Source organism: Pseudomonadota bacterium (assembly GCA_039818985.1).
In the GTDB taxonomy this organism is placed as follows: Bacteria; Pseudomonadota; Alphaproteobacteria; order Sphingomonadales; family Sphingomonadaceae; genus Alterisphingorhabdus.
The window spans coordinates 882,819-905,103 of the sequence record JBCBSU010000001.1 but is presented as its reverse complement, the minus strand read 5'-3'; the positions used below and the strand labels follow the sequence as shown (position 1 = coordinate 905,103).

General features: G+C 58.5%; 19 protein-coding genes and 1 tRNA gene. 8 read left to right on the top strand and 12 right to left on the bottom strand.

Translation table 11 applies throughout. From position 1 onward, the window contains the following. Positions 1-56: 56 nt before the first annotated feature. Positions 57-959: an RNA polymerase sigma factor RpoH gene (rpoH, locus tag AAFX04_04195; protein MEO1044620.1), complete on the top strand. Its 903-nt coding sequence runs from the start codon at positions 57-59 to the stop codon at positions 957-959. Between the two features lie 91 nt (positions 960-1,050). After that, complete coding sequence (gene mtgA, locus AAFX04_04190; GenBank protein MEO1044619.1) at positions 1,051-1,740, top strand: monofunctional biosynthetic peptidoglycan transglycosylase; 690 nt, start codon at positions 1,051-1,053, stop codon at positions 1,738-1,740. A 94-nt stretch (positions 1,741-1,834) separates the two neighbouring features. On the opposite strand, the gene AAFX04_04185 is transcribed toward mtgA, so the two are convergent. From AAFX04_04185 to AAFX04_04175, 3 genes are all read right to left on the bottom strand, one after another. Next, the gene (locus AAFX04_04185; GenBank protein MEO1044618.1) at positions 1,835-5,359 is read right to left on the bottom strand and encodes a TonB-dependent receptor; all 3,525 of its coding nucleotides are present in this window, start codon (positions 5,357-5,359) and stop codon (positions 1,835-1,837) included. A 522-nt stretch (positions 5,360-5,881) separates the two neighbouring features. After that, complete coding sequence (gene clpX / locus AAFX04_04180; protein MEO1044617.1) at positions 5,882-7,153, bottom strand: ATP-dependent Clp protease ATP-binding subunit ClpX; 1,272 nt, start codon at positions 7,151-7,153, stop codon at positions 5,882-5,884. Between the two features lie 184 nt (positions 7,154-7,337). Continuing rightward, positions 7,338-7,985, bottom strand: a complete 648-nt coding sequence (locus AAFX04_04175; protein ID MEO1044616.1) for an ATP-dependent Clp protease proteolytic subunit — start codon at positions 7,983-7,985, stop codon at positions 7,338-7,340. 176 nt (positions 7,986-8,161) lie between these two features. Between AAFX04_04175 and AAFX04_04170 the strand changes: the two genes are divergently transcribed. Continuing rightward, positions 8,162-8,779, top strand: coding sequence for an ATP-dependent Clp protease proteolytic subunit (locus tag AAFX04_04170; GenBank protein ID MEO1044615.1), 618 nt, complete (start codon positions 8,162-8,164; stop codon positions 8,777-8,779). A gap of 159 nt (positions 8,780-8,938) precedes the next feature. On the opposite strand, the gene tig is transcribed toward AAFX04_04170, so the two are convergent. The 9 genes from tig to gatC form a co-directional block, all read right to left on the bottom strand. Then, the gene (gene tig / locus AAFX04_04165; protein ID MEO1044614.1) at positions 8,939-10,507 is read right to left on the bottom strand and encodes a trigger factor; all 1,569 of its coding nucleotides are present in this window, start codon (positions 10,505-10,507) and stop codon (positions 8,939-8,941) included. A 99-nt stretch (positions 10,508-10,606) separates the two neighbouring features. Continuing rightward, positions 10,607-10,691 (bottom strand) — tRNA-Leu (locus AAFX04_04160). A 153-nt stretch (positions 10,692-10,844) separates the two neighbouring features. After that, positions 10,845-11,441, bottom strand: coding sequence for a hypothetical protein (locus AAFX04_04155; GenBank protein MEO1044613.1), 597 nt, complete (start codon positions 11,439-11,441; stop codon positions 10,845-10,847). A 4-nt stretch (positions 11,442-11,445) separates the two neighbouring features. Further along, complete coding sequence (locus AAFX04_04150) at positions 11,446-12,624, bottom strand: M48 family metalloprotease (GenBank protein MEO1044612.1); 1,179 nt, start codon at positions 12,622-12,624, stop codon at positions 11,446-11,448. A 10-nt stretch (positions 12,625-12,634) separates the two neighbouring features. Beyond that, the gene (locus tag AAFX04_04145; protein ID MEO1044611.1) at positions 12,635-13,363 is read right to left on the bottom strand and encodes a hypothetical protein; all 729 of its coding nucleotides are present in this window, start codon (positions 13,361-13,363) and stop codon (positions 12,635-12,637) included. Positions 13,364-13,510: 147 nt separating this feature from the next. Beyond that, positions 13,511-15,013, bottom strand: coding sequence for an Asp-tRNA(Asn)/Glu-tRNA(Gln) amidotransferase subunit GatB (gene gatB / locus AAFX04_04140; protein MEO1044610.1), 1,503 nt, complete (start codon positions 15,011-15,013; stop codon positions 13,511-13,513). 139 nt (positions 15,014-15,152) lie between these two features. Then, positions 15,153-15,941, bottom strand: coding sequence for a hypothetical protein (locus AAFX04_04135; protein MEO1044609.1), 789 nt, complete (start codon positions 15,939-15,941; stop codon positions 15,153-15,155). Beyond that, positions 15,935-17,419 (bottom strand): Asp-tRNA(Asn)/Glu-tRNA(Gln) amidotransferase subunit GatA, encoded by a 1,485-nt coding sequence (gene gatA, locus AAFX04_04130; protein ID MEO1044608.1) that lies wholly within the window; start codon positions 17,417-17,419, stop codon positions 15,935-15,937. Before gatA ends, AAFX04_04135 begins: the two co-directional genes overlap by 7 nt. 128 nt (positions 17,420-17,547) lie before the next feature. Next, positions 17,548-17,850: an Asp-tRNA(Asn)/Glu-tRNA(Gln) amidotransferase subunit GatC gene (gene gatC / locus AAFX04_04125; GenBank protein MEO1044607.1), complete on the bottom strand. Its 303-nt coding sequence runs from the start codon at positions 17,848-17,850 to the stop codon at positions 17,548-17,550. A gap of 161 nt (positions 17,851-18,011) precedes the next feature. Here gatC and AAFX04_04120 point away from each other — a divergent pair, with 161 nt between their 5' ends. The 5 genes from AAFX04_04120 (at position 18,012) to AAFX04_04100 (ending at position 22,278) form a co-directional block, all read left to right on the top strand. Then, positions 18,012-19,121: a DUF3089 domain-containing protein gene (locus AAFX04_04120; protein ID MEO1044606.1), complete on the top strand. Its 1,110-nt coding sequence runs from the start codon at positions 18,012-18,014 to the stop codon at positions 19,119-19,121. Continuing rightward, the gene (ruvX, locus tag AAFX04_04115) at positions 19,118-19,588 is read left to right on the top strand and encodes a Holliday junction resolvase RuvX (GenBank protein ID MEO1044605.1); all 471 of its coding nucleotides are present in this window, start codon (positions 19,118-19,120) and stop codon (positions 19,586-19,588) included. The genes AAFX04_04120 and ruvX overlap by 4 nt, the downstream gene beginning before the upstream one ends. Positions 19,589-19,678: 90 nt before the next feature. Further along, the gene (locus tag AAFX04_04110) at positions 19,679-20,017 is read left to right on the top strand and encodes a hypothetical protein (GenBank protein ID MEO1044604.1); all 339 of its coding nucleotides are present in this window, start codon (positions 19,679-19,681) and stop codon (positions 20,015-20,017) included. A gap of 42 nt (positions 20,018-20,059) precedes the next feature. Continuing rightward, a complete protein-coding gene (locus AAFX04_04105) occupies positions 20,060-21,052 on the top strand; it encodes an aspartate carbamoyltransferase catalytic subunit (GenBank protein ID MEO1044603.1) in 993 nt (330 codons plus the stop codon). Then, positions 21,049-22,278 carry a dihydroorotase gene (locus AAFX04_04100; GenBank protein MEO1044602.1) on the top strand — a complete coding sequence of 410 codons (1,230 nt, stop codon included), beginning with the start codon at positions 21,049-21,051 and terminating at the stop codon, positions 22,276-22,278. The genes AAFX04_04105 and AAFX04_04100 overlap by 4 nt, the downstream gene beginning before the upstream one ends. Positions 22,279-22,285 lie beyond the last annotated feature (7 nt).

The following is a 22,285-nucleotide window of genomic DNA, read 5'->3' as shown; positions in this document are numbered from 1 at the left end:
ACTCTCTGCCGAATGCTTGATGAGGTTCGCATGAGCGCCTGACATATGAGGAAAATATGGCAAATACTGTACCCGCAACAATACCGGCTCTGGGTGGCGAAGCCAGCCTGAACCGCTATCTCTCGGAAATCCGCAAATTCCCGGTTCTTACCGCGGAACAGGAATATATGCTGGCAAAGCGCTATTCCGAACATGAAGACCCCGAAGCTGCAGCGCAGCTGGTGACGTCGCATCTGCGTCTGGTATCGAAAATCGCCATGGGCTATCGTGGCTATGGCCTGCCGGTTTCGGAACTGATCTCCGAAGGCAATATCGGCCTGATGCAAGGTGTGAAGAAATTTGAGCCTGATCGCGGTTTCCGCCTCGCCACTTATGCGATGTGGTGGATCAAGGCATCGATCCAGGAATATATCCTGCGCAGCTGGAGCCTGGTGAAAATGGGCACCACCGCAGCGCAGAAGAAGCTGTTCTTCAATCTGCGCCGGATGAAAAACAATCTCGAAGCGTTCGAGGAAGGCGATCTGCATCCCGATGATGTCGAGACTATCGCTACCAAATTGGGCGTATCCGAGACCGAGGTGGTCAACATGAACCGCCGCATGTCGATGGGTGGCGATGCGTCGCTCAACGTGCCGATGCGCGAGGATGGCGAAGGCCAGTGGATGGACTGGCTCACCGATGATGGTCCGCTGCAGGATGAAGTCGTCGCCGATGCCCAGGAAGCCGATGTTCGGCACGAAATGCTCGGCGAGGCGATGCAGTCGCTCAATGATCGCGAAAAGCATATTCTCACAGAACGTCGCCTGACCGACAATCCCAAGACGCTGGAAGAACTGAGCCAAGTCTACAAGGTCAGCCGCGAGCGTGTGCGCCAGATCGAAGTGCGCGCCTTTGAGAAGCTGCAAAAGGCGATGCTGCGCATCACCAGCGAACGCAACATGGCCACGCTGACCGCTTGAGTGCAGGCGTCAAGCACACAGCACCAATAATTGCAAAGGGCATGGCTCCATCGGGGCCATGCCCTTTGCGCATATGCACGTCCTTGAAACAATGAGCAGGAACCCTCCCGGTCTGTTGCGGCGTTTCATCGGTCTGGTCCTCAAGCTGATCCTCTATTTCGTGCTGTTGTCGCTTGCATTGGTGCTGCTGTTCAAATTCGTCAATCCGCCGACCACCATCACCATGCTGACCGACACCAACGGAGCGACGCGGCAATGGTCCAATATCGGCAATATCGATCGCGATATGGTTTCCGCTGTTATTGCGGCCGAAGACAGCAAGTTTTGCAGCCATAACGGATTCGACCAGGAGGCGATCGTCGAAGCCATGGAACGCAATGCCAAGGGCGGACGCCTTCGTGGCGCTTCGACAATCAGCCAGCAGACCGCAAAAAATGTCTTTCTGTGGCAGGATGGCGGTTATGTGCGCAAGGCGCTGGAGGCATGGTTCACGCTTTTGATCGAACAGATCTGGGGCAAAGAGCGGATCATGGAGGTGTATCTCAACATCGCCGAGACCGGCATCGGTACCTATGGCGTCGAGGCCGGGGCGCAGCGCTATTTCAACAAGGGCGCTTCCAGTCTCAGCCGCAGCGAAGCGGCGCGTATGGCCGCGGCGCTGCCGCTGCCCAAAGAACGTGCGGTGATCAATCCGACCGGCTTTACCCGACGCTATGGCAACACCATTGCCGCCCGGATCGCGGTGGTGCAGCGCGACAAACTCGACAGCTGCGCCCGCTGATCGCCGCAGCCGCGACAACAGCCCGCATAGAGACAAAGAAAAAGGCGCGAGAGGTTGCCCTCCCGCGCCTTTTGTCTGTGGGGTTACGGTCAGATCAGAATTCGTAACGGACACCCAGCTGGATGCGCCATACCGAAGCCGAGAAACCGATAAATTCCTGGTCGTCAGGGCTGAAGCCGCTGATGACATAACGGCCCTGATTGTCGACGGCCGGAACGTTGATACGGTCGTCAGGATCAGCGCTGTTCGGATCATCCAGATTGTTGCCGGCTTCGACCAGATCAACGAACTGGTTGCGTGTGCGGAACACATTGGCATCCGAGTCGATGAAGTTCAGGAAGTTGTCGAAGTCGAGATACAGGGTGATGCGATCGTCGACACCGAAGAACGAGCCCGGTCCGGGCAGCTCCTGACTGAAGCGGAAGTCGAGATCGAACACCCAGTCATTGCGACAGGTGTTACGACGGATCGTCATACCCGGCGTGAAGTTACACTGTTCGGCAACGCCATTGGTATTGTTGGCGAGATAGTCGACCAGTGCCTGTACCGCAGCCAGATCGGAACCGCCAATCTGGTTACCCATAGTGTCGAAAATCGGCGGTGCGATGTTCGGATCACTGATGCCCGTCGGGATGTAAAGCAGGGCATTGTCGTTACCCGAAGAGCTGTCGGCAAAGTCGCCACCGCCATCGAAGGTCAGGCTGTACGGACGGCCCGAACGTGCCTGGAAGAACAGGCCGAAGCCGGTCTGGTAACCCTCGAAGAATTCCTCCCGGAAATTCGTCGCAAAGGTGATGTTGTGACGCGTTTCGAAGTTGGAGGTCGCGTTGGCCGGGTTCTGACGGTCGAACGCCGCGGTAACGTCGAAGTTCGACGTTGCGGTCGAGCTGCCGACATTACGGAAGTTGGTCGAGTCGGTGAAGGCATAGCCGAAGCTGACATTGACACTGCCGCCTTCGGTGAAGATGCCCCGACCGAACCGCTTGGCCAGAGTGAACGAGGCCACATGGCTGTCGAAATCACGACCGTTGGTCAGCTGGATAAAGTCATCCAGACGGGTACCGAAACAGGCCGGAGACACATTGGTGTAGGTCGGCGGCGTGCCACCGGTTCCGACAAGCCGGGCATCACAACCATTACGCAGCGGATCGATTGCTGCAAGGATCGGACGGCCATCGACGGTGAAACCGTTCAGGCCCTGGGTGATGTTGGGTGTCTGGACCAGATCGACAAAGTTCAGCGGGTTGTTGAACCGCGAATAGATATAGTCGAGGGTCATATTCCAGCCGGAGAAGAAACCGGTATCCGTACCAATGGTCGATGAGAAGCCGAGATTGGCGCGCCATACGGTCGGGTTCTCCAGGTTCGGATCGGTCGACTGCAGGTCACCACCACCGGCAGCAGCGCTGTTGGACGCTGCCTGAACCGCGCATCCCGGGAAGCCGGTGAAGTTGCCGTTGCCGTCGAGAACGCTGAAGCTGCCATCCGCATTGGTGAAGCCTGCGCATTCACCGTCGAACGTATCACCATCAACCGATGCGAAACCGTCATTCGAGAAGGCGTTGGAGAAGAACACCACCGGGTCACCGCCGGTGAACAGACCAACACCTGCGGTCAGCTTGCTGTTGCTGAAGAAACCGGCATCATCGAAATTATAGGTCGCAGCCAGTCGCGGCATCAGCAGCGGATCGAGGTTACTGAACGGGTTGGCGTTGCTGAAGCCGAAGCGCTGAACGAAAGACGGGTTGTTGCGCGGGGCATCACCGTCATAGATCTGCGCACGGGCACCGATGTTCAGTGTCAGTTGATCGCTCACCTGCCACTCGTCCTGAATGTAGAAAGAGTAGATCTGACGCTCGAACAGAGCAGCCGCTTCATTGATATCACCGGTTGGCGTGGAACGAATGGTCGCACCACCAAGGTTGCCGGCAGCCAGTTCATCGGCGACATCGCCGAAAACGCTGGCAAAACCGCCGCTGGCAACGATACCGTTGCGGAAGTCATCCAGATTGCGGAAGTAGATCGTGCCCGTAGCGTTGATGGCGAACAGATTGAACACTTCGAGCAGATTGGCTTCGGCACCGATCTTCAAGTTGTGGTCGCCAAAGTCGACATTCATCAGGAAACGCGCCTGGTCGATCTGGGTGTCGAGCTGGTTGGCCGAGCGGAAGATACCAGGGCCGGTCGAGAGAACACCGTTCTGCGTGGTCTGGCCGGCAACCGGCGTGACGCCTACGGCCAGACGGGTAATCGGGTTGGCCGACTGGGCTTCACCACCACCGACCGGGCCCTGAACGTCACCGACATCGGCGCGTGACAGACGCAGTTCGGTCGAAACCGTGTCACTCCACTCGGAGAACAGACGGAGCGAGAAATAGTCGGAAACCGTACCTTCATCCTCGAAGCTGTTGAGACCGGTCAGGTTCTGGCCGCCAAAGTCATCTTCGACATTGGTTTCTTCAAGACGTTGATAGGTACCTTCCAGACGATGCCGGTCATTGATGTACCAGTCGAGACGACCGAAATAGCGGACGCTTGATTCGGGCAGATTTGTCGGGAAACCACCAGTCTCAATGCCGTATACATCACGGGCGATCTGCGAGAATTCGTCAAACTGTGCCTGGGTGACGAAATTCTCTTCATTCGGGAAACCGCTGCCGAACGGACCGTCTTCATTGGCATTGCCGAGATCGGTTTCTTCATAGCCGGCGAAGAAGAACAGGCGATCCTTGATGATCGGACCCGAAAGCGTGGCGCCCCAGCGCTGCTCTTCAAAAGGCGGTACGACGGAAGGCGAGCTGCCTGCCTGGTCGCCGCGAATATCCTGGTTGGTGAAGGTGTAGAAGGCACTGCCATGGAATTCATTCTGACCCGATTTGGTCACAACGTTGATGGCGCAACCGGTAAAGTCGGAATATTCCACGTCGAACGGCGCGAATTCAACCGAAGTTTCACGGATCGCATCGAATGGCAGCGGCAGTGAGTTACGCGCAGCGAACGGCGTGCCGTTCAGGCCGAAAACGTCAGCCTGGACGATGCCGTCAACGGTGAACACGTTGGACCGGTCATTGCCACCGAGACAGGAGATACGGTCGACCTCGTTGGCGCGGTCAAGGCTGACGCGCGGGTCGATACGGATGATGTCGCGAACGTCACGCGAAATCGACGGGAAGCCTTCCAGCGTTTCAATGCCGAAGGACTGACCCGGACCAACAGCGAGCTGCGACACATTGGCGCGCGCCGCACTGACGACGATAATATCGGCATCGGCGCCCGAGGTCAGATTGAAACGATATTGCTTGTTACCCTGCAGGGTGAGGAACTGTTCCTCGACCGACTGGCCCTCAAAGCCCGGGGCTGTTGCGGTGATGGTGTAAGGACCACCGGTAACCAGGTTGTCCGAACGGAAACGGCCATCGGCACCGGTGCTGCTGGTGCGGGTCGAGCCGGTACGCGTATCGGTGATGGTCACCGTCGCACCGCTGATGGGCTGACCCGATTCGTCGTTAACGGTACCTTCGATACCGGAAACGATCTGCTGTGCGGCAGCCGGTGTGGCCAGTCCGCAAGCCAAAGAAAGCGAGGCGGCACTGGCCGCCAGATAATAGCGTAATTGCATGTCATTTCCCCTTAGGAGGCCGACGCCCACCGCGCCGGCACGAATGAAACTCACCCGTATTTGAGTCAGGAGGCGCTCTAGAGAGCGAAAAAGACAAAAGCGATGCTTTTTTGTGACACCAATATTACAGTAGCAATATGATATATTACGCCATTGCGAAGCTTCTGTAATAATAGATTAAATACATGATTCATATGATAAATTTATATGATAGCATGCTGCTGCTGGATAGCTGCGCAAGGCGGATTATTGCACTGCGGCAAGATTTGCAGTGATGTGCGGCAAAAATACAACGCTCAGGGCTGATATGTGCAGAGCGCGTGCAAAGGAGTGTAAAATAATGGTCCCGTGCCACAGCTGGCCGCGCCTTGTCAGCGCATAGCGACCGGCCTTTACGGATAACTCTTACGCACAGGGCCAAGAAGCATGGGCATCAGATGGAATGGATTACGATATTCGAAGCACGACTCGCTCTGCCGACAAGCGACTGGCGATTCGCTGGAATAATGGAAGCGGCGCCGCTCAGGCGGCGTCGTCGGCTTCGACCTTATCCTTGTTGGCGAACACCTGCACCGGCGCCTTGCGGCCCTCGACCACATCCTTGTCGATGACAATCTCGTCGACCCCTTCCATTTCGGGCAGGTCGAACATGGTATCGAGCAATATCGCCTCGACAATCGAACGCAGACCACGCGCGCCGGTTTTGCGCTCGATCGCCTTTTTGGCAATCGCCTCGAGCGCGTCCTCGGTGAAGGTCAGGCCGATATTCTCCAGATTGAACAACTTGGCATATTGCTTGACCAGAGCATTTTTCGGATCGCGCAGGATCTTCACCAGAGCGTCGACATCCAGGTCTTCCAGCGTTGCAATCACTGGCAGGCGACCGACAAATTCCGGAATCAAACCGAATTTCAGCAGGTCTTCTGGCTCGCCATCTTTCAGCAATTCACCGACCTTGCGCTCTTCCGGTGTTGCCACATGCGCGCCAAAGCCAATGGATTTGCCTTCCAGCCGGTCGGCGATGATCTTTTCCAACCCGGCAAAGGCACCGCCGCAAATGAACAATATGTTAGTGGTGTCAACCTGCAGGAATTCCTGCTGCGGATGCTTGCGACCACCCTGGGGCGGCACACTGGCGGTGGTCCCCTCCATTAGCTTGAGCAGCGCCTGCTGCACGCCCTCGCCCGAAACATCGCGGGTGATGGACGGGTTTTCGGCCTTGCGGCTGATCTTGTCGATCTCGTCGATATAGACAATGCCCCGCTGCGCCTTTTCGACATTATAGTCGGAAGCCTGCAGCAGCTTGAGGATGATGTTCTCGACATCCTCGCCGACATAACCGGCTTCGGTCAGTGTCGTCGCATCGGCCATGGTGAACGGCACGTCAAAAGTGCGCGCCAGCGTCTGTGCCAGCAGCGTCTTGCCGCAACCGGTCGGTCCGACCAGCAGGATGTTCGACTTGGCGAGTTCGACATCATCGGCCTTGCCGGCATGGTTGAGCCGCTTGTAGTGGTTGTGCACAGCGACTGACAGCACCCGCTTGGCACGGTCCTGGCCGATGACATAATTGTCCAGCGTGTCGCAGATCTCCTGCGGGCTGGGTACGCCGCCATCCTTGCGACCGACGGTGCCCGCCTTGGTTTCCTCGCGAATAATATCGTTGCACAGCTCGACGCATTCATCGCAGATGAACACCGTCGGACCGGCAATAAGCTTGCGGACCTCATGCTGCGATTTGCCGCAAAAGGAGCAGTATAATGTGCTCTTGGAGTCAGATCCGCTCAGTTTCGTCATAACATTTCCCATGCCCGCTATATTCAGGGCCATCCGCCATCGTAAGACGCTGACGGGATATTTCAACAGATTAAGTGGCCATCACGGCCAGCGCTATTTGCTAGCAGAAGAATCTTAATCCCGGCTGATCGCCGACAGCAAAATGTGCAAAGACGGTGACCGCCAATCGCGACCAACCGCTCGATCAGGCGTCGTCATCCACCGGTTTGGGCCGCTTGTCGAATACCTCATCGACGATGCCAAAGGCCTTGGCCTCATCGGCTTCGAGGAAGGTGTCGCGATCCATCGCCTCTTCGATCTCCTTCAGCGGCTTGCCGGTATATTGCGCATAAAGGTCGTTCATCCGTTTGCGGATGCGCAATATTTCCTGTGCCTGGATTTCGATGTCCGAAGCCATGCCGCGCGCGCCGCCGGAAGGCTGATGCACCATCACCCTGGCATTGGACAGAGCGACACGCATGCCGGGTTCACCCGCCGCGAGCAGGAAACTGCCCATGCTCGCCGCCTGGCCGACACAGACGGTGCCGACGCGCGGACGGATATATTGCATGGTGTCGTGGATCGCCATGCCCGCGGTCACAACACCGCCCGGAGAATTGATGTACATGAACACGTCCTTCTTCGGATTTTCCGACTCAAGGAACAGCAGCTGCGCCACCACCAGCGAGGCCATATTGTCCTCAACGCCGCCGGTGACGAAGATGATGCGCTCGCGCAGCAACCGCGAGAAAATATCGAAAGAGCGCTCACCGCGGTTCGACTGCTCGACAACCATGGGAACAAGAGCATCGCGAATTGGCGTCATAAAATCGCCATTGTCGAAGGGATTCATGAAAGGTCCTTTTTTCTTTGATGCCTATATCTGGTGTATCGCCGATGGTATCAAGACCTGATTGGATATCCGACATTTTATAGGCGGTTATCGCCGATATTGCGGCACAGCTATTGCCCGCAGGCGGTGCCGCGCATAGATGGGAAGAAACAGCTATAAGCAAGGACCCAATAGCCATGACCGAATTGCCGTCGTCACAGCCAATCTTCCGCGCCGAAGAAGAGGAAAAGGAAGACACCGCCCTGCCCGGCGCCATGATGACCAAGTTTCTCGACACCCGCACGGTGATGATCTTCGGCGGCGTCGACCAGAAGCTGGCCGAGCGCGTATCGGCACAGCTGCTTTATCTCGACCATGTCAGCCACGACCCGATCCGGCTGATCATCAACTCCCCCGGCGGCCATGTCGAATCGGGTGACACCATCCATGACCTGGTGGCCTTCATCAGCTCGCCAGTTGCGGTGATCGGCACCGGCTGGGTCGCCAGCATCGGTACCCATATCTTCCTCTCGGTGCCGCCCGAACGCCGCTTCTGCCTGCCCAATACGCGCTTCCTGATCCACCAGCCTTCCGGCGGTGCCGGTGGCAAGGCTTCGGATATTGCCATTCAGGCTCAGGAGATCGTCAAGATGCGTGAGCGCATCGCACACAAGATTGCCGATGCCACCGGCCAGTCTTATGATCGCGTGATCAAGGACATTGATCGCGATTACTGGATGTCTACCGAAGAGGCCAAGGAATATGGCATTCTCGGCACCGTGATCTCGAGCGCGAGCGAGGTGAAGTTCAAGTAAGATATTCATGAAGTCGTCATGCTGGACTTGTTTCAGCATCTACGGGCCCGAGCTATACAGCCTGTTGTATGAGATCCCGGATCAAGTCCGGGATGACGATTACAAAAAAGGGGGCTTTAGGCCCCCTTTTCCTTATCTGTCACGATCCGCTGAGCCAACTCAGTCAGCCTTTTTGGCGGCCGGCTTCTTGGCTGGTGCCTTTTTCGCCGCAGTCTTTTTGGCCGGAGCCTTTTTCGCGGTGGCGGTTTTCGCCGCTGTCGGCTTTTTGGCGGCAGGCTTCTTCGCAGGGGCCTTTTTGGCGGGTGCTTTCTTCGCCGCTGGTTTTTTGGCCGTGGTCTTTTTGGCCGTGGTCTTTTTCGCCGCAGGCTTCTTCTTAGCCGCCGGTTTGGTTTCGGCCTCATCCTCGGCTTCGATTGCCGCTTCCAGTTCCTCACGGGTCACGGTCTTCTCACTGATCTCCGCCTTGTCGAACAGGAAGTCGACGACCTTGTCCTCATAGAGCGGCGCGCGCAGCTGGGCGGCAGCCATCTGGTCCTGCTGGATATACTGGATGAACTTTTCGCGGTCCTCGAGGCGATATTGCTGCGCCGCCTGGCTCATCAGCATCTGCATTTCCTGCTGGCTGACCTCGACGCCATTGACCTGACCGATCTCGGAGAGCAGCAGGCCGAGACGCACACGGCGCACAGCGATATCGCGATATTCGTCCCGATCATTCTCCATGTCGGCTTTTGCCGCTTCCGGATCTTCTTCCTTGACGGCTTCCTGCTCAAGCTGCTGCCATATCTGGTTGAACTCGGCCTCGACCATGCTCGGCGGCACCTCAAAATCATGGGCTTCTGCCAACTGGTCGAGCAGCTTGCGCTTCATATGGGTGCGGGTCAGGCCGTTCAGCTCCTGCTCCAGCTGGCCCTTCATCAGCTCGCGCAGCTTGTCGAGGTCCTCCAGACCCAGCGACTGGGCAAATTCGTCATCGATTGTGTTTTCGCCCGGCTTCTTTACCTCGCCAACGAGAATATCAAAGGTTGCGTCCTTGCCCTTGAGATTTTCGGCATTGTAATCCTCGGGGAAAGTCACGTTGATAACCGTCTCGTCATTGGCTTTCAGGCCAACCAGCTGATCCTCGAAGCCCGGGATAAGCTGACCCGAGCCGATGACCACGGCCATGCCTTCGCCCTTGCCGCCTTCGAACGGCACACCGTCAACCTTGCCCTCGAAATCGATGATGATCTGGTCACCCTGCTTGGCCTTGTACGTCTTGGCCGCGGTCTCGTAACGCTTCTGGCTTTCCGCCAGCCTGCCCAGCGCCTCGTCAATCGCCGCATCTCCGGGCTCGACCACCAGACGCTCAAGCGCGAGATCGTCGAGCGACGGCACAGTGATCTCCGGCAGCACTTCGAGCTCGACCGAGACTTCGGCATCCTTGCCCGGCTCATAATCATCGTTGAGATTGACCGAAGGCTGGATCGCCGGGCGCAGCCTGTTCTCGGCAATGGTGGTGTCAACGCTCTCGCGCACCGCATTGTTCAATGCGTCCTGCGCCAGCGCTTCGCCATGCATTTTGCGGATCAGGTTCGGCGGCACCTTGCCAGGGCGGAAACCCGGCATCTTGACCTGCGGCGCCAGTTTCTTGACCTCGGTCTCGACGCGGGCATCAAGATCCTTGGCGGTGATGGTGATGGTATAGGCGCGCTTCAGGCCTTCATTGGTGGTTTCAACAATCTGCATGATGTCTCTTCAGCTTTCCGTATCGTTATGCGCATCGCGGCGAGGCTGTCCTGTTCCGGAAAATCCGCGCCAGAGCAAATATGAGGTGCAGCAGTGAAATGGTGCGGGCGAAGGGACTCGAACCCCCACACCTTTCGATACCAGAACCTAAATCTGGCGCGTCTACCAGTTCCGCCACGCCCGCACACTGCCGGTCAAGCGCGTGCGTCTATACAAAGCCGCGCCAAAGGGCAAGAGGGATAGCGCCAACATGATGGCGCATTCTGTCGCCAGGGTCAGCCCGGAGTGCAATTTCGCTGGAGGGGCCGAAAATCCATGAGGCTGTGCCAGTTGAAGGTCAGATTTTCACGGTTTCGACCAAATCCCGAAACGTCTCGATATCACGGTCATAATAATGGATGACCGGTGCCACATAGGTGACCATGTAGAGCTCGCCGTCGATGATCGTGGCCACGGCCTCGCCATTGCGGCGCAGCTCGTCGCCCCTGATGGTATAGTGGAAGTTGAAGCGAACCGCGTCATTGCCAGAAAGCTTTGCCGGCTCGATATTATCGACCTCGAACAGCGCGGTATCGAGCACGATACGGCTGCTGCTCTCATAAAGATCGACAAGATCGGTCAGCAGCATGTCACCAGTGAATTTCGGCAGCGGTTTGGTCTTTTTCTGCCGCTCCTTGAAGATCGGTTCACCTTCCTGCACACCGCCGAAAAAGGCGACTTCATTGAGGCCGGTACCGTCGAGCGTCCACACCTCGACGCGCTTGCCGGGACGGCGTGTCCAGCGATTCCATTGCTGCGCTGGTGTCACCGTCATTTTCTTCTTCGCAACCTCGACCGGCACATCTTTCTCGATCAGCCGCCAGCCGGCCTGTACCATCACTGGCGTCACCATCAGCGCACCTGCCATGGCTATCGCAATCATTCCCCGCATCATGTTCTTAAACTCCCCCTGCCATCATCGACAGCATTGCCCGATCCGAGGCATCAGGCTGCCTTTTGAGATATTCGCGCAGCGCAAGCCGCCCCTCTTCCTTCTGACCATTGCGCATTTGCGCCAGCCCAAGGCCGCGCCAGTTTTCCGGAATGTCGATACCGGTTGCGATCGACTGCTGATAGGACTGGATGGCAAGCGCGAAATCGCCTTCCCGCCCGCGCGCGCGATACAGCTCGCCACGCGCAAAGGCGATGACGCCATTCTCTCCATCCTCCGCCAGCTGGTCGAGAAGGAACAAAGTGCCGCCAAAATCATTGCGCTTTATCTGGTCATCGATCAGACGCGGCCACCATTCGGCCAGCGCTGCACGATATTCGGCTTCACCGACAAAACCGCCTTCAGGCTGCTGCCCGGCAAGGTCGGCGAGATAGGTCATGCGGTCCAGAGTGTTCGGGTGGGTCGCGAAAAAGCCACCATTCTTGTCCTTGCGGCTCTTCTGCTTGCGCGCTTCGGCAGTGGCGTCCTGTTCGGCGCGCAGATTCTTCCAGATCAGCGATACCTGGCGTGAATCGTAACCAGCCTCGGTGATATAGGCGATGGAATGGATATCGGCCTCCTTCTCCATTTCGCGGCTGAAGCTGAAAATATCACCGAGAAAGAAGATCGAACCGAGACCGAGGGTGAAGGCACCGACCCACATCGCCGCATCCGATTTTGCCTTGGCTGCACGAAACTGTTTCAGCCCATGTTGCTCCTCGAAATGGGCAAATTCATGCGCCAATATCCCCGCCAGCTGCGCCTCATTCTGCACCCGCAGCAGCAATCCGGTCCACACCTGCATCATGCCATTAGGGGCCATGGTGGCGTTGAAGTCCGGGGTGCGTACCAGATAGACGCGGGTACGCTGACAGCGATCCGCCCCCACGGTGCGGCACAGCACCTGATTGACATAGTCATTCAGCGCCTCATCGCGGATGATAAAATCGGATGTCTGGAACTTCCGCTCCTGCTCATCCATGCGCATCCACAGACCGCGCTCATCCTCTCCCTGGGGGACATAATCGAACGAGGATGGCGTCGGATCAACTTCGGCCTGGGCTTCGCTATCGGCCTGCTGCGCAGCCGCAATGGGCTGTACCGACAGGGACGCTGCGATAAGTGTGAGAAACAGCGCTCTCAGCATGAGGGCTACCTTATTGCGCCGAGACGGTCAGTTCACGCAGCGGGAAGCCCTCAAGCAACTGCTTGATCCGCTTTTCCGCCCCATCCGGCTCACGGACATCGCCACCCATTTGAATATCGGCATTGATCCATATCAGATCACCGGTGCGCAGGTCGACAAGTCCGGCATAGCCGATATGCCGCGGCGGCACCCCACCCATCAGGAAACGCATGACCTTGAGACCAGCCGAGCTATAGGCGTCGTCGGTATAGACGAACAGGCCATAATCACCGCCGCCAATTTCCGCGAGGCGCGACACGCCCGGACCAAGAGTCCAGTCAAAGGCATCCTTCTTGGTCGGCAACTTGTCGGTGAATAGCTTGTGCACCACCACGGCACCGGTAACGGCGGAGAAGAGGTTCTGGTAATCGGCGAGATATTCCGCGTCCGCGCCTTCGAGTTCATCCAGGAAGATGAGCTCATTACCCTTTTCGGTCTGCGCACGTTTCAGCGATTCGGTAAGGTTGCGCCGCGCCGCTTCGGTCCAGTCGGCATTGGGCTCATCAATCCCGGCTGTGGACAGGGACGACACCGAAACATCGGGGCGAAAGACGACAATCCGTACCTCTTCATCTTCAGCAAAAGTGAAACCTTCCTTGATCGCCGTTTTCTCGGTGCCCCCGAAAAGCTGCGCCTGTGCTGCAGGCGCAACGGCAAGGCTGGCCATCGCGACCAGCACGAAAAATATTCGATGCAACATGAATACGCCCCCCGTTTCAATGCCGCCAGAATAATGCCCTGTTGGTACGGAGCAAGCCTGAATCACTGATCATGTTATATTTCTGCTTACGAAGCCGAAACGACCAGTCGGGAACTAGTCGTCATCGCAGGGTACCGGGCCTGCTGGTCAGCCCAATGCCTTTTTCAGCAGTTCATTGACGATCTGGGGGTTGGCCTTGCCCTGCATCGCCTTCATCGTCTGACCGACGAAAAAGCCGAAAAGTTTGTCCTTGCCGCCCTTATATTGCTCGACCTTGTCGGCATTGTTGGCGAGTATCTCGCCGATAGCAGCTTCGATCGCGCCTGTATCCGATGTCTGCTGCAGCCCTTCGGTCTCGGCGATTTCGGCCGGGTCGCGGCCGGTCTTGAGCAGGATTTCGTAGATTTCCTTGGCCTGCCCACCCGAGCTGCTGCCTTTGTCGACCATCGCCAGGATAGCCGCATTGGCAGCGGCGCCGTTGTGATCGAGATTGGCCTCTTCGCCCAGCGCCTTGATAACCCCCGGCGCAACCGAGAGAATCCAGTTGGCGACCTGGGTCGCGACCTTGGCCTCGGGTTTGCCGATCTTGCTCGCCGCCTCGGTCAGCAATTCCTCGAAACGCCGCGCCGTCTCGACCTCAGCGGTCAGCACTGCGGCATTATAGGCAGTCAGCCCGAGATCGCCCTCATAGCGCGCGCGCTTGGCATCGGGCAGTTCGGGCAGCGAGGCCTTGCACTCGTCAAGAAAATTATCATCGAGCTCGACCGGAAGCAGGTCGGGATCGGGGAAATAGCGATAATCATGCGCGTCTTCCTTGGAGCGCATCGAGCGGGTCTCGCCCCTGTCCGGATCGAACAGCCGCGTCTCCTGCACCACACGGCCGCCGCTTTCGAGCACATCAACCTGGCGATTGGCCTCATATTCGACGACCTGCTGCAGGAAGCGCACCGAATTGACATTCTTGGTCTCGGTGCGGGTGCCGAATTCTTCGCCCGGCTTGCGCACCGAGACATTGACATCGGCGCGCATCGAGCCCTGTTCCATATTGCCGTCGCATGAGCCGACATAGCGCAGGATCGAGCGCAGCTTGCGGACATAGGCGCCGGCTTCCTGCGGTGAACGCATATCGGGACGCGACACAATCTCCATCAGCGCCACGCCCGAGCGGTTGAGGTCGACATAGGACATGGTCGGATGCTGGTCGTGCATCAGCTTGCCGGCATCCTGTTCGACATGGATGCGTTCAATGCCAATGGTCTTGCCCGGCGCGTCCGGGTTCTTCTCGTCGAGCGAAACTTCGATCTCGCCCTCACCGACAATCGGGTGGAAGAGCTGGCTGATCTGATAACCCTGTGGCAGATCGGCATAGAAATAATTTTTGCGGTCGAAACGCGACCATTTGTTGATCTGGGCATTGAGCGCCATGCCGGTGCGCACTGCCTGACGAATGCACTCCCGGTTCGGCACCGGCAGCATTCCGGGCATCGCTGCATCGACCAGCGATACCTGACTGTTCGGCTCGGCGCCGAATTCGGTCGCCGCGCCGGAGAACAGCTTGGACTGGCTGGTGATCTGGGCATGCACTTCCAGGCCGATCACGACCTCCCACTCGCCGGTTGCGCCCTGAATTCTGTACGTCGATTCTGTCATATCTCATTCCCAAATTCGTCACCCTGAACTTGTTTCAGCATCTGGCTGACAAGCTAAGCGCTTGTGGCCGTAGACCCTGGAACGCAGTCACCGGAAGGTGAAACAAGTTCAGGGTGACGATAATGTGTTACCCAATCCCCTATGGCCCGACCTTGCCGATCGGTGTATCGTCCGGAAAATCATCGCAGCGGTTCGAGGCGAAAGAACCACGATCCCATGGCCACACCGGCGCATGATAGAATGTCGCCACACAGGCCGGCACTTCATCCTCGGTGACGCGGCCCTGCAATTGCAGCCAGGTGCATTGCGCCAGCCCACCCATGACATAGCTGCCCGTCGTGCCCTTGCGCCGCGAATAAAAGGCGTCGGCGCCCTCATCGATCATGACGATGGCACCATCTTCATCGACCAGCGTATGCGACGTCTCATGCGCGATGGTGTTGATGGCACAGCTGCGCTCGACCACATCTTCGGACGCCCATTGCGCCAGCGTCGCCGGGGGCACTTCCATGCGCCAGCCCTTGCGGTCATAGCCGGTAAAGGCGTGCTTCTTGCCCAGCATGAGCGGGGTCGCGTTAAAGCGATAATCGCCCACCGGGTCCTGAAAATTGCTCGCGGTCCAGGCCGCCGAGCGATAGCCAAGCTGCCCATTGATAAAAAGTTCGGGATATTGCCCGCTCATTGCCATGGCATTGTCGAGAAACTGGTCCGAAGTCAGCACCCGCAGCGTCTCATCAGCCAGCTTCTGCAATGCCGGTGCTGTTTCGGCAGGAACATCCTCCCCGACTGAAAGCACCGGACCATAATATTGGTCAACTTCGGCACTGCCCGCCATGGTGCCGATATGGGTCGGCCGCTGCACCAGGGTGCAACTGGCAACCAGCACGGCTGCAACAGCAATGAGAGTGAAGCGCACAGCGATCACCACCACTGCTCCGGCCGCGCGGTAAAGCCGGCGCGCTGTTCGATGGCGAGACCGGCATTGAGCACGCCCTGCTCGTCAAGCTCTCGCCCGACAATCTGCAATCCCAGCGGCAGGCCCTGGCCGTCGAGACCGCCGGGCACCGACATCGCGGGCAGTCCCGCCATCGAGGCGGGCACCGCGAAGACATCGTTGAGATACATCGCAATCGGGTCGTCGCTTTTCTCGCCAAGTCCAAAGGCGGCGCTGGGTGCGGTCGGGGTCAGCAGCACATCGCATTCGCTCCATGCTCGCTCGAAATCATTGGCAATCAGCTGGCGTACCTTCTGTGCCTGGGTGTAATAGGCATCATAAAAGCCAGCCGAGAGCACATAGGTGCCGATCATGATGCGGCGCTTGACTTCTGCACCGAAGCCGGCCTCGCGCGTCTCGGCATACATATCCTGCAGCCCTGCGCCATCAGGCAATTCACGATGGCCGTAGCGCACACCGTCATAGCGCGCGAGATTGGACGAGGCTTCGGCCGGCGCAATGATATAATAGGCGGGCAGCGCATATTTGGTGTGCGGCAGCGATACCTCGACAATCTCAGCCCCGGCATCCTTCAGCCATTCGGCACCCTGATCCCAGAGCGCGTTGATCTCAGCGGGCGTGCCATCAATACGATATTCTTTAGGGATGCCAACGCGCTTGCCCTTCAGATCGGCATTCAGCCCGCCTTCCCAATTGGGAACCGGGGCATCGAGCGAGGTTGAATCCTTGGGGTCGAAACCGGCCATGGCTTCGAGCATGATCGCGCAATCGGTGACGTCGCGCGCCATCGATCCGGCCTGGTCAAGCGAGCTGGCAAAGGCGATAATGCCCCAGCGCGAGCAGCGGCCATAGGTCGGCTTGATGCCGCTAATGCCGGTAAAGGCCGCGGGCTGGCGGATTGAGCCGCCGGTATCGGTGCCGGTCGCCCCCGGACACAGCCGCGCCGCGACTGCTGCCGAGGAACCGCCCGAGGAACCGCCCGGCGACATATCGGTATTGCCACCATCATTGCGCCGCCAGGGCGAGACGACATTGCCAAAAGCACTGGTTTCGTTCGACGAGCCCATGGCAAACTGGTCCATATTGAGCTTGCCAAGCATCCCTGCGCCCGCGGCGAACAGCTTGCCCGAGACAGTTGATTCATAGGTCGGAGTAAACCCGTCCAGAATGGCACTGGCGGCGCGCGCCTCCACGCCTTCGGTGCAGAACAGGTCTTTCATACCGATCGGTACACCGGCCAGCGGCGCCAACTCCTCGCCAGTCGCTTTGGCTTTGTCTGCGGCATCGGCGGCAGCCAACGCATGGTCGGGTGTTTCGATCAGAAAGGCGTTGAGCGATTTCGCCGCAGCGACTTTCTCGATATGCGCCTCGGCCACTTCGCGTGCGCTGAAACTGCCTTCGCGCACGCCATCACGGATTTGCTTGATGCCAAGATCTGTTATATTCGTCATCTTATACTCTCGTTACAGTCATGCTGAACTTGTTTCAGCATCTAGCCAGTAAGCCCGGAGCCTGTGGCCTGAGACCCTGGAACGCAGTCACCGGAAGGTGAAACAAGTTCAGGGTGACGAGCGGGTTTTTATTCGATCACCTTCGGCACGCCGAAAAAACCGTGTTCGGCCACCGGCGCGTTGGCCAGCACCTTGTCACGCACACCGCCAGCGGTTTGCGGGTCGGCATCGACGACATCATCGCGCAGCCGCAGCTTGTTATGGATTACCGAGGCCATCGGTTCGACACCCTCGACATCGACTTCGCCAAGCTGTTCGACCCAGTGGAGGATGTTGTTGAGTTCGGGCACCAGTCCGGCGATTTCTGCATCGGGCATGGCAATGCGTGCCAGGCTGGCGATTTTACGCACTTCATCTTCGGTTACGGACATGTTTTCTCTCTGACAGGAGGATCATTTTGCGGCTAGCATCGCGCTTTCTTCGCTTCAAGCGCAATTCATCCATGATGCGCCATTAGCGGCTTGGCCTTGCGGCCACACCCCATTATATCGCTGGCACAAACAGATGCCGACCATCTTTTCCGGAGACCCTCTTGGCGCGCAAATTCCTCTATATCTTCGCCGCATTGATCGTGCTGGTGATTATTGTCCTCAGCGCGTTGCGGCTGTTCCCCAAAGAGCTGTCGCAGCTCTATTTCGTGCCGCGCGCAGACTTTGTCGAACAGCCGCTGATGGCGGAAACCGCCTATGCCCCGGTCGATATGTGGTTTTCCCGGCCCGAGATCACCGAAAACAACCCGGTGCTGTGGACGCCCGATGGCTTTGAGGCCACCGACACACCAAAGGCCTATACCTTTTTCGTCCACCCCACCTCCTATCTCAAGGCCGATAGCTGGAACGCCGCGCTCGACGACAAGGAATCGCAGGACCGGGCCCGCATCTTCCTGCGCAGCCAGGCCAGCGTGTTCAACGGTGTCAGCCAGATCTGGGCACCGCGTTATCGCCAGGCGGCGATTGGCGCCTTCCTGACCGACCAACCCGAAGCGGGCATGGCACTGGATGCGGCCTATAAGGATATCGACACCGCCTTTGCGGAGTTTCTACGCGACATTCCGGAAGACGCGCCGGTGATTCTTGCCGGGCATAGCCAGGGCGCGCTGCACCTGACCTATTTGCTGCAGAACCGGGTCGCCGGACAACCGGTCTCCGAGCGTATTGTCGCCGCCTATATTGTCGGTTGGCCCGTATCTGTGACCAATGACCTCGACGCGCTGGGCATGAAAGCCTGTGAAGCGCCCGATGAAACCGGCTGTGCGCTGAGCTGGCAGAGCTTCGCCGAACCGGCGGATACCGATCTCATCCTTTCAGCCTATGATTCGACCATCGGTTTCGATGGCCAGCCGCGCAAGGGCCAACCGGCACTGTGCGTCAATCCGGTCAGCGGCATCGTCAATGGCGAGACGGCGGCGGAAGACAATATCGGCACGCTGGTACCCAATGAAAAACTGACCGATGGCGAGATCATTCCAGCGGCTGTCCCCGCGCGGTGCAATGATCGTGGTTTCCTGCTCATCGGCGACCCTCCCGAACTGGGCAATTACGTGCTGCCGGGCAATAATTACCATGTCTATGACTATCCGTTGTTCTGGGCCAATATTCGCGCCGATGCCGAACGAAGGGTGGCGGCATTTCTGAACCAATGATCAGCGGCACGGCGGAATTTCATGCAGCTTTGCCTGCTGGCGGGCGGCTGATGGCGCTGGATGTGGGCAGCAAGACCATCGGTGTGGCGTTTTGTGACGCCGGGTGGAGCTTTGCCAGCGCCGACAAGACGCTGAAGCGTGGCAAGTTCAGCAAGGATCTGGATAAACTGCGCGCACTGATCGCCGAGCAGGATATTGCGGGAATCGTTATCGGCTTGCCGCTGTCGCTCGATGGCCGCGACACGCCGCAGACACAATCGACCCGGGCCTTTGCCCGCAATCTGACGGTACTCGAACTGCCAATCCTGCTATGGGATGAACGTTGGTCGACCATGGCGGTCGAACGGCAAATGATCGATGCCGATATCAGCCGCGCCAAACGGGCGGCGCAGGTCGATGCCAAGGCGGCGGAATATATCCTTCAGGGCGCCATTGATGCGCTGGTGCAGAATGCACCCGAGCAGTAGGGTAGATCACTCTGTTCTTGCTGTTGGGTCGATGGATTAGACGGGGAAGTATCAATGTCCGCCATATGTTGCATATCCGGTATTGTTTTCATGCTCGCCATCGCGGGCCTGCACATATCGGGCTTTGGTGATTTCACTGCCGAGATGAATGCCAGCAATGCTTCGGATTTTCTCAAGGATATGTTCCCGATCCTCTACGCCATGCCCAGCCTTTATCTGCTTGTGCTTTCGCTGTTTGCTGTTGTCGCGCTGTTCTTGCCGGCAGCTCGGCGACCGCTTTGCTTGATCCTGGCCGCTGGGGTCTTTGCCTGTGGCGCCCTGGCGCTGATGCTCAACGAATGGATACCGATGGTGGTGATGGGCTTTGGTGCGCTATTGTTCCTTGTCTCGGCGTTTACAGGCAGTGCAGGGAAAAGCCGACAGCCTTAATCCTTGCGGTTATCATCAACCGGGCCTAATGCTCCCACTTTAATGACAGCAGCAGATTCTCCCGCCTATCCGCCCTTCCCTGAAGGTTCGGATGCCTTTCCGCACCGCAATCTGCTGGGCATTGCCGGTTTGCAGCCCTGGGAAATCCAGTATCTTCTGGCCGAGGCCGAGCAATGGGTGGCGCTGAACCAGCAGTCATCCAAGCATGATGACCGGCTGGCGGGGCTGACCGTCATCAACGCGTTTTTCGAGAATTCCACCCGCACATTGCTGTCTTTCGAGATAGCGGGCAAGCGTCTGGGCGCCGATGTCGTCAACATGCATGCGGCGCAGTCGAGTATCAAGAAAGGTGAAACGCTGATCGACACCGCGATGACGCTCAATGCCATGCGTGCCGATGCCATCGTCATCCGCCATGGCAGCTCGGGCGCGGTGCAGTTGATTGCCGACAAGGTCGATTGCCCGGTGCTCAATGCCGGTGACGGCAGTCATGAGCATCCAACCCAGGCGCTGCTCGATGCGCTTACCATCCGCCGTCGCAAGGGCGAGATTGCCGGCCTGAAAATCGCCATTTGCGGCGATATCCTGCACAGCCGTGTTGCCCGGTCAAATATTATCTGCCTGACGACATTGGGCGCGGAAGTTCGCGTTGTCGGGCCACCATCCTTGCTGCCCCGCTCTGTCGAGCAGATGAATGTCACCGCCTTTACCAATTTCGACGCCGCGCTCAATGGCGTCGATGTAGTGATGATGCTGCGTCTGCAAAATGAGCGGATGCAGGGCCAGTTCATCCCCTCCACCCGTGAATATCATCGGCTGTACGGGCTAACGCACAAGCGGCTCGAACACGCAGCACCCGATGCGCTGGTCATGCATCCCGGACCGATGAATCGCGGTGTCGAGATTGACAGTGATGTCGCCGATGATGCCAGCCGCTCCAGCGTTACCGAGCAGGTGGAAATGGGTGTCGCCATGCGTATGGCCTGTCTCGACGTGCTGACCCGCCGCGCGCGCAAGGTGGAGGGCTGGGCATGAGCGACCCGACACTCGCCATCACCAATGGCCGGCTGATCCTGCCCAATGGCAGCATCGCCGATGGTGCCTCGCTGGCCATGACCGGTGACCGGATCAGCGCGATAGGCAAAGGCATCACCACCCTCCATGCCATAGATGCCGGTGGGCATTATGTCGCACCGGGCATCATCGATCTCGGCGTCTTTGCCATCGACAAGCCCGCCTTTCATTTTGGCGGCATCACCCGGGCTGCGGTCATGCCCGACCAGAACCCGCCGCTCGACCATCCGGCGCGCGTGCGCTTTGTCGCGCAATCGGGGAAGCCCGATTTCTGGGTGCATCCGCTGGGCGGCGCGACGCGCGAACTGGCGGGCGTGGAAATGGCCGAACTGGCGCTGATGCAGGATGCCGGTGCGCGCGGTGTCGCAACCGGACGCGGCTGGATCGCCGATAGCGGCACCATGTTGCGGCTGATGCAATATTGCGCCGCGCTCGACCTGCCGCTGTTCGTCCATAGCGAGGATCAGGGGCTCACCGGCAAGGCAGTGGCCACCGATGGCGAAATGGCGCTGCGGCTGGGTCTCGCTTCGGCACCGGCCGAAGCCGAAGCCATTGCCATTGCGCGTGATCTGGCGCTGGTGCGGCTGAGCGGTGCACAGGTCCATTTCCGCCAGGTCACCACCCGTGCCGGGCTGGCGTTGATCCGTGCCGCCAAGGCCGAGGGGCTGCCCGTTACTTGCGGGATTACACCGGCGCATTTCATGCTCTCGGATGTCGCATTGGGTGGCTTCCGCACCTTTGCCAGGCTGTCGCCCCCCTTGCGCAGCGAGGATGATCGCCAGGCAGCACTCGAGGCACTGGCCGATGGCACCATTGATGTCATTGCCTCGGGCCATGATCCGCGCGGCCCCGAGGACAAGCGCCTGCCCTTTGCCGATGCCGAACCGGGCATGGCGGGTGCCGAAACATTGCTCGCGCTGACGCTCAATCTGGTGCGCGACAAGGTGCTCACTCTTGGCGATGCCATCGCCCGGCTGACCTCCAACCCCGCTGCCATTCTCGGCGTCGAGGCCGGGCAGCTGGCACAGGGCATGGAGGCCGACATCATGGTTTTCGAGATGGACCGGCCATGGATCGTCGATTCAGCCAAGATGGAAGCCGCCGCCGGCAACACCCCCTTCGACAAGATGCCAGTTCAGGGACGTGTCACCCACCTGTTAAAGGGCGGTAAGGAAATTGCCCTATAACATCCCC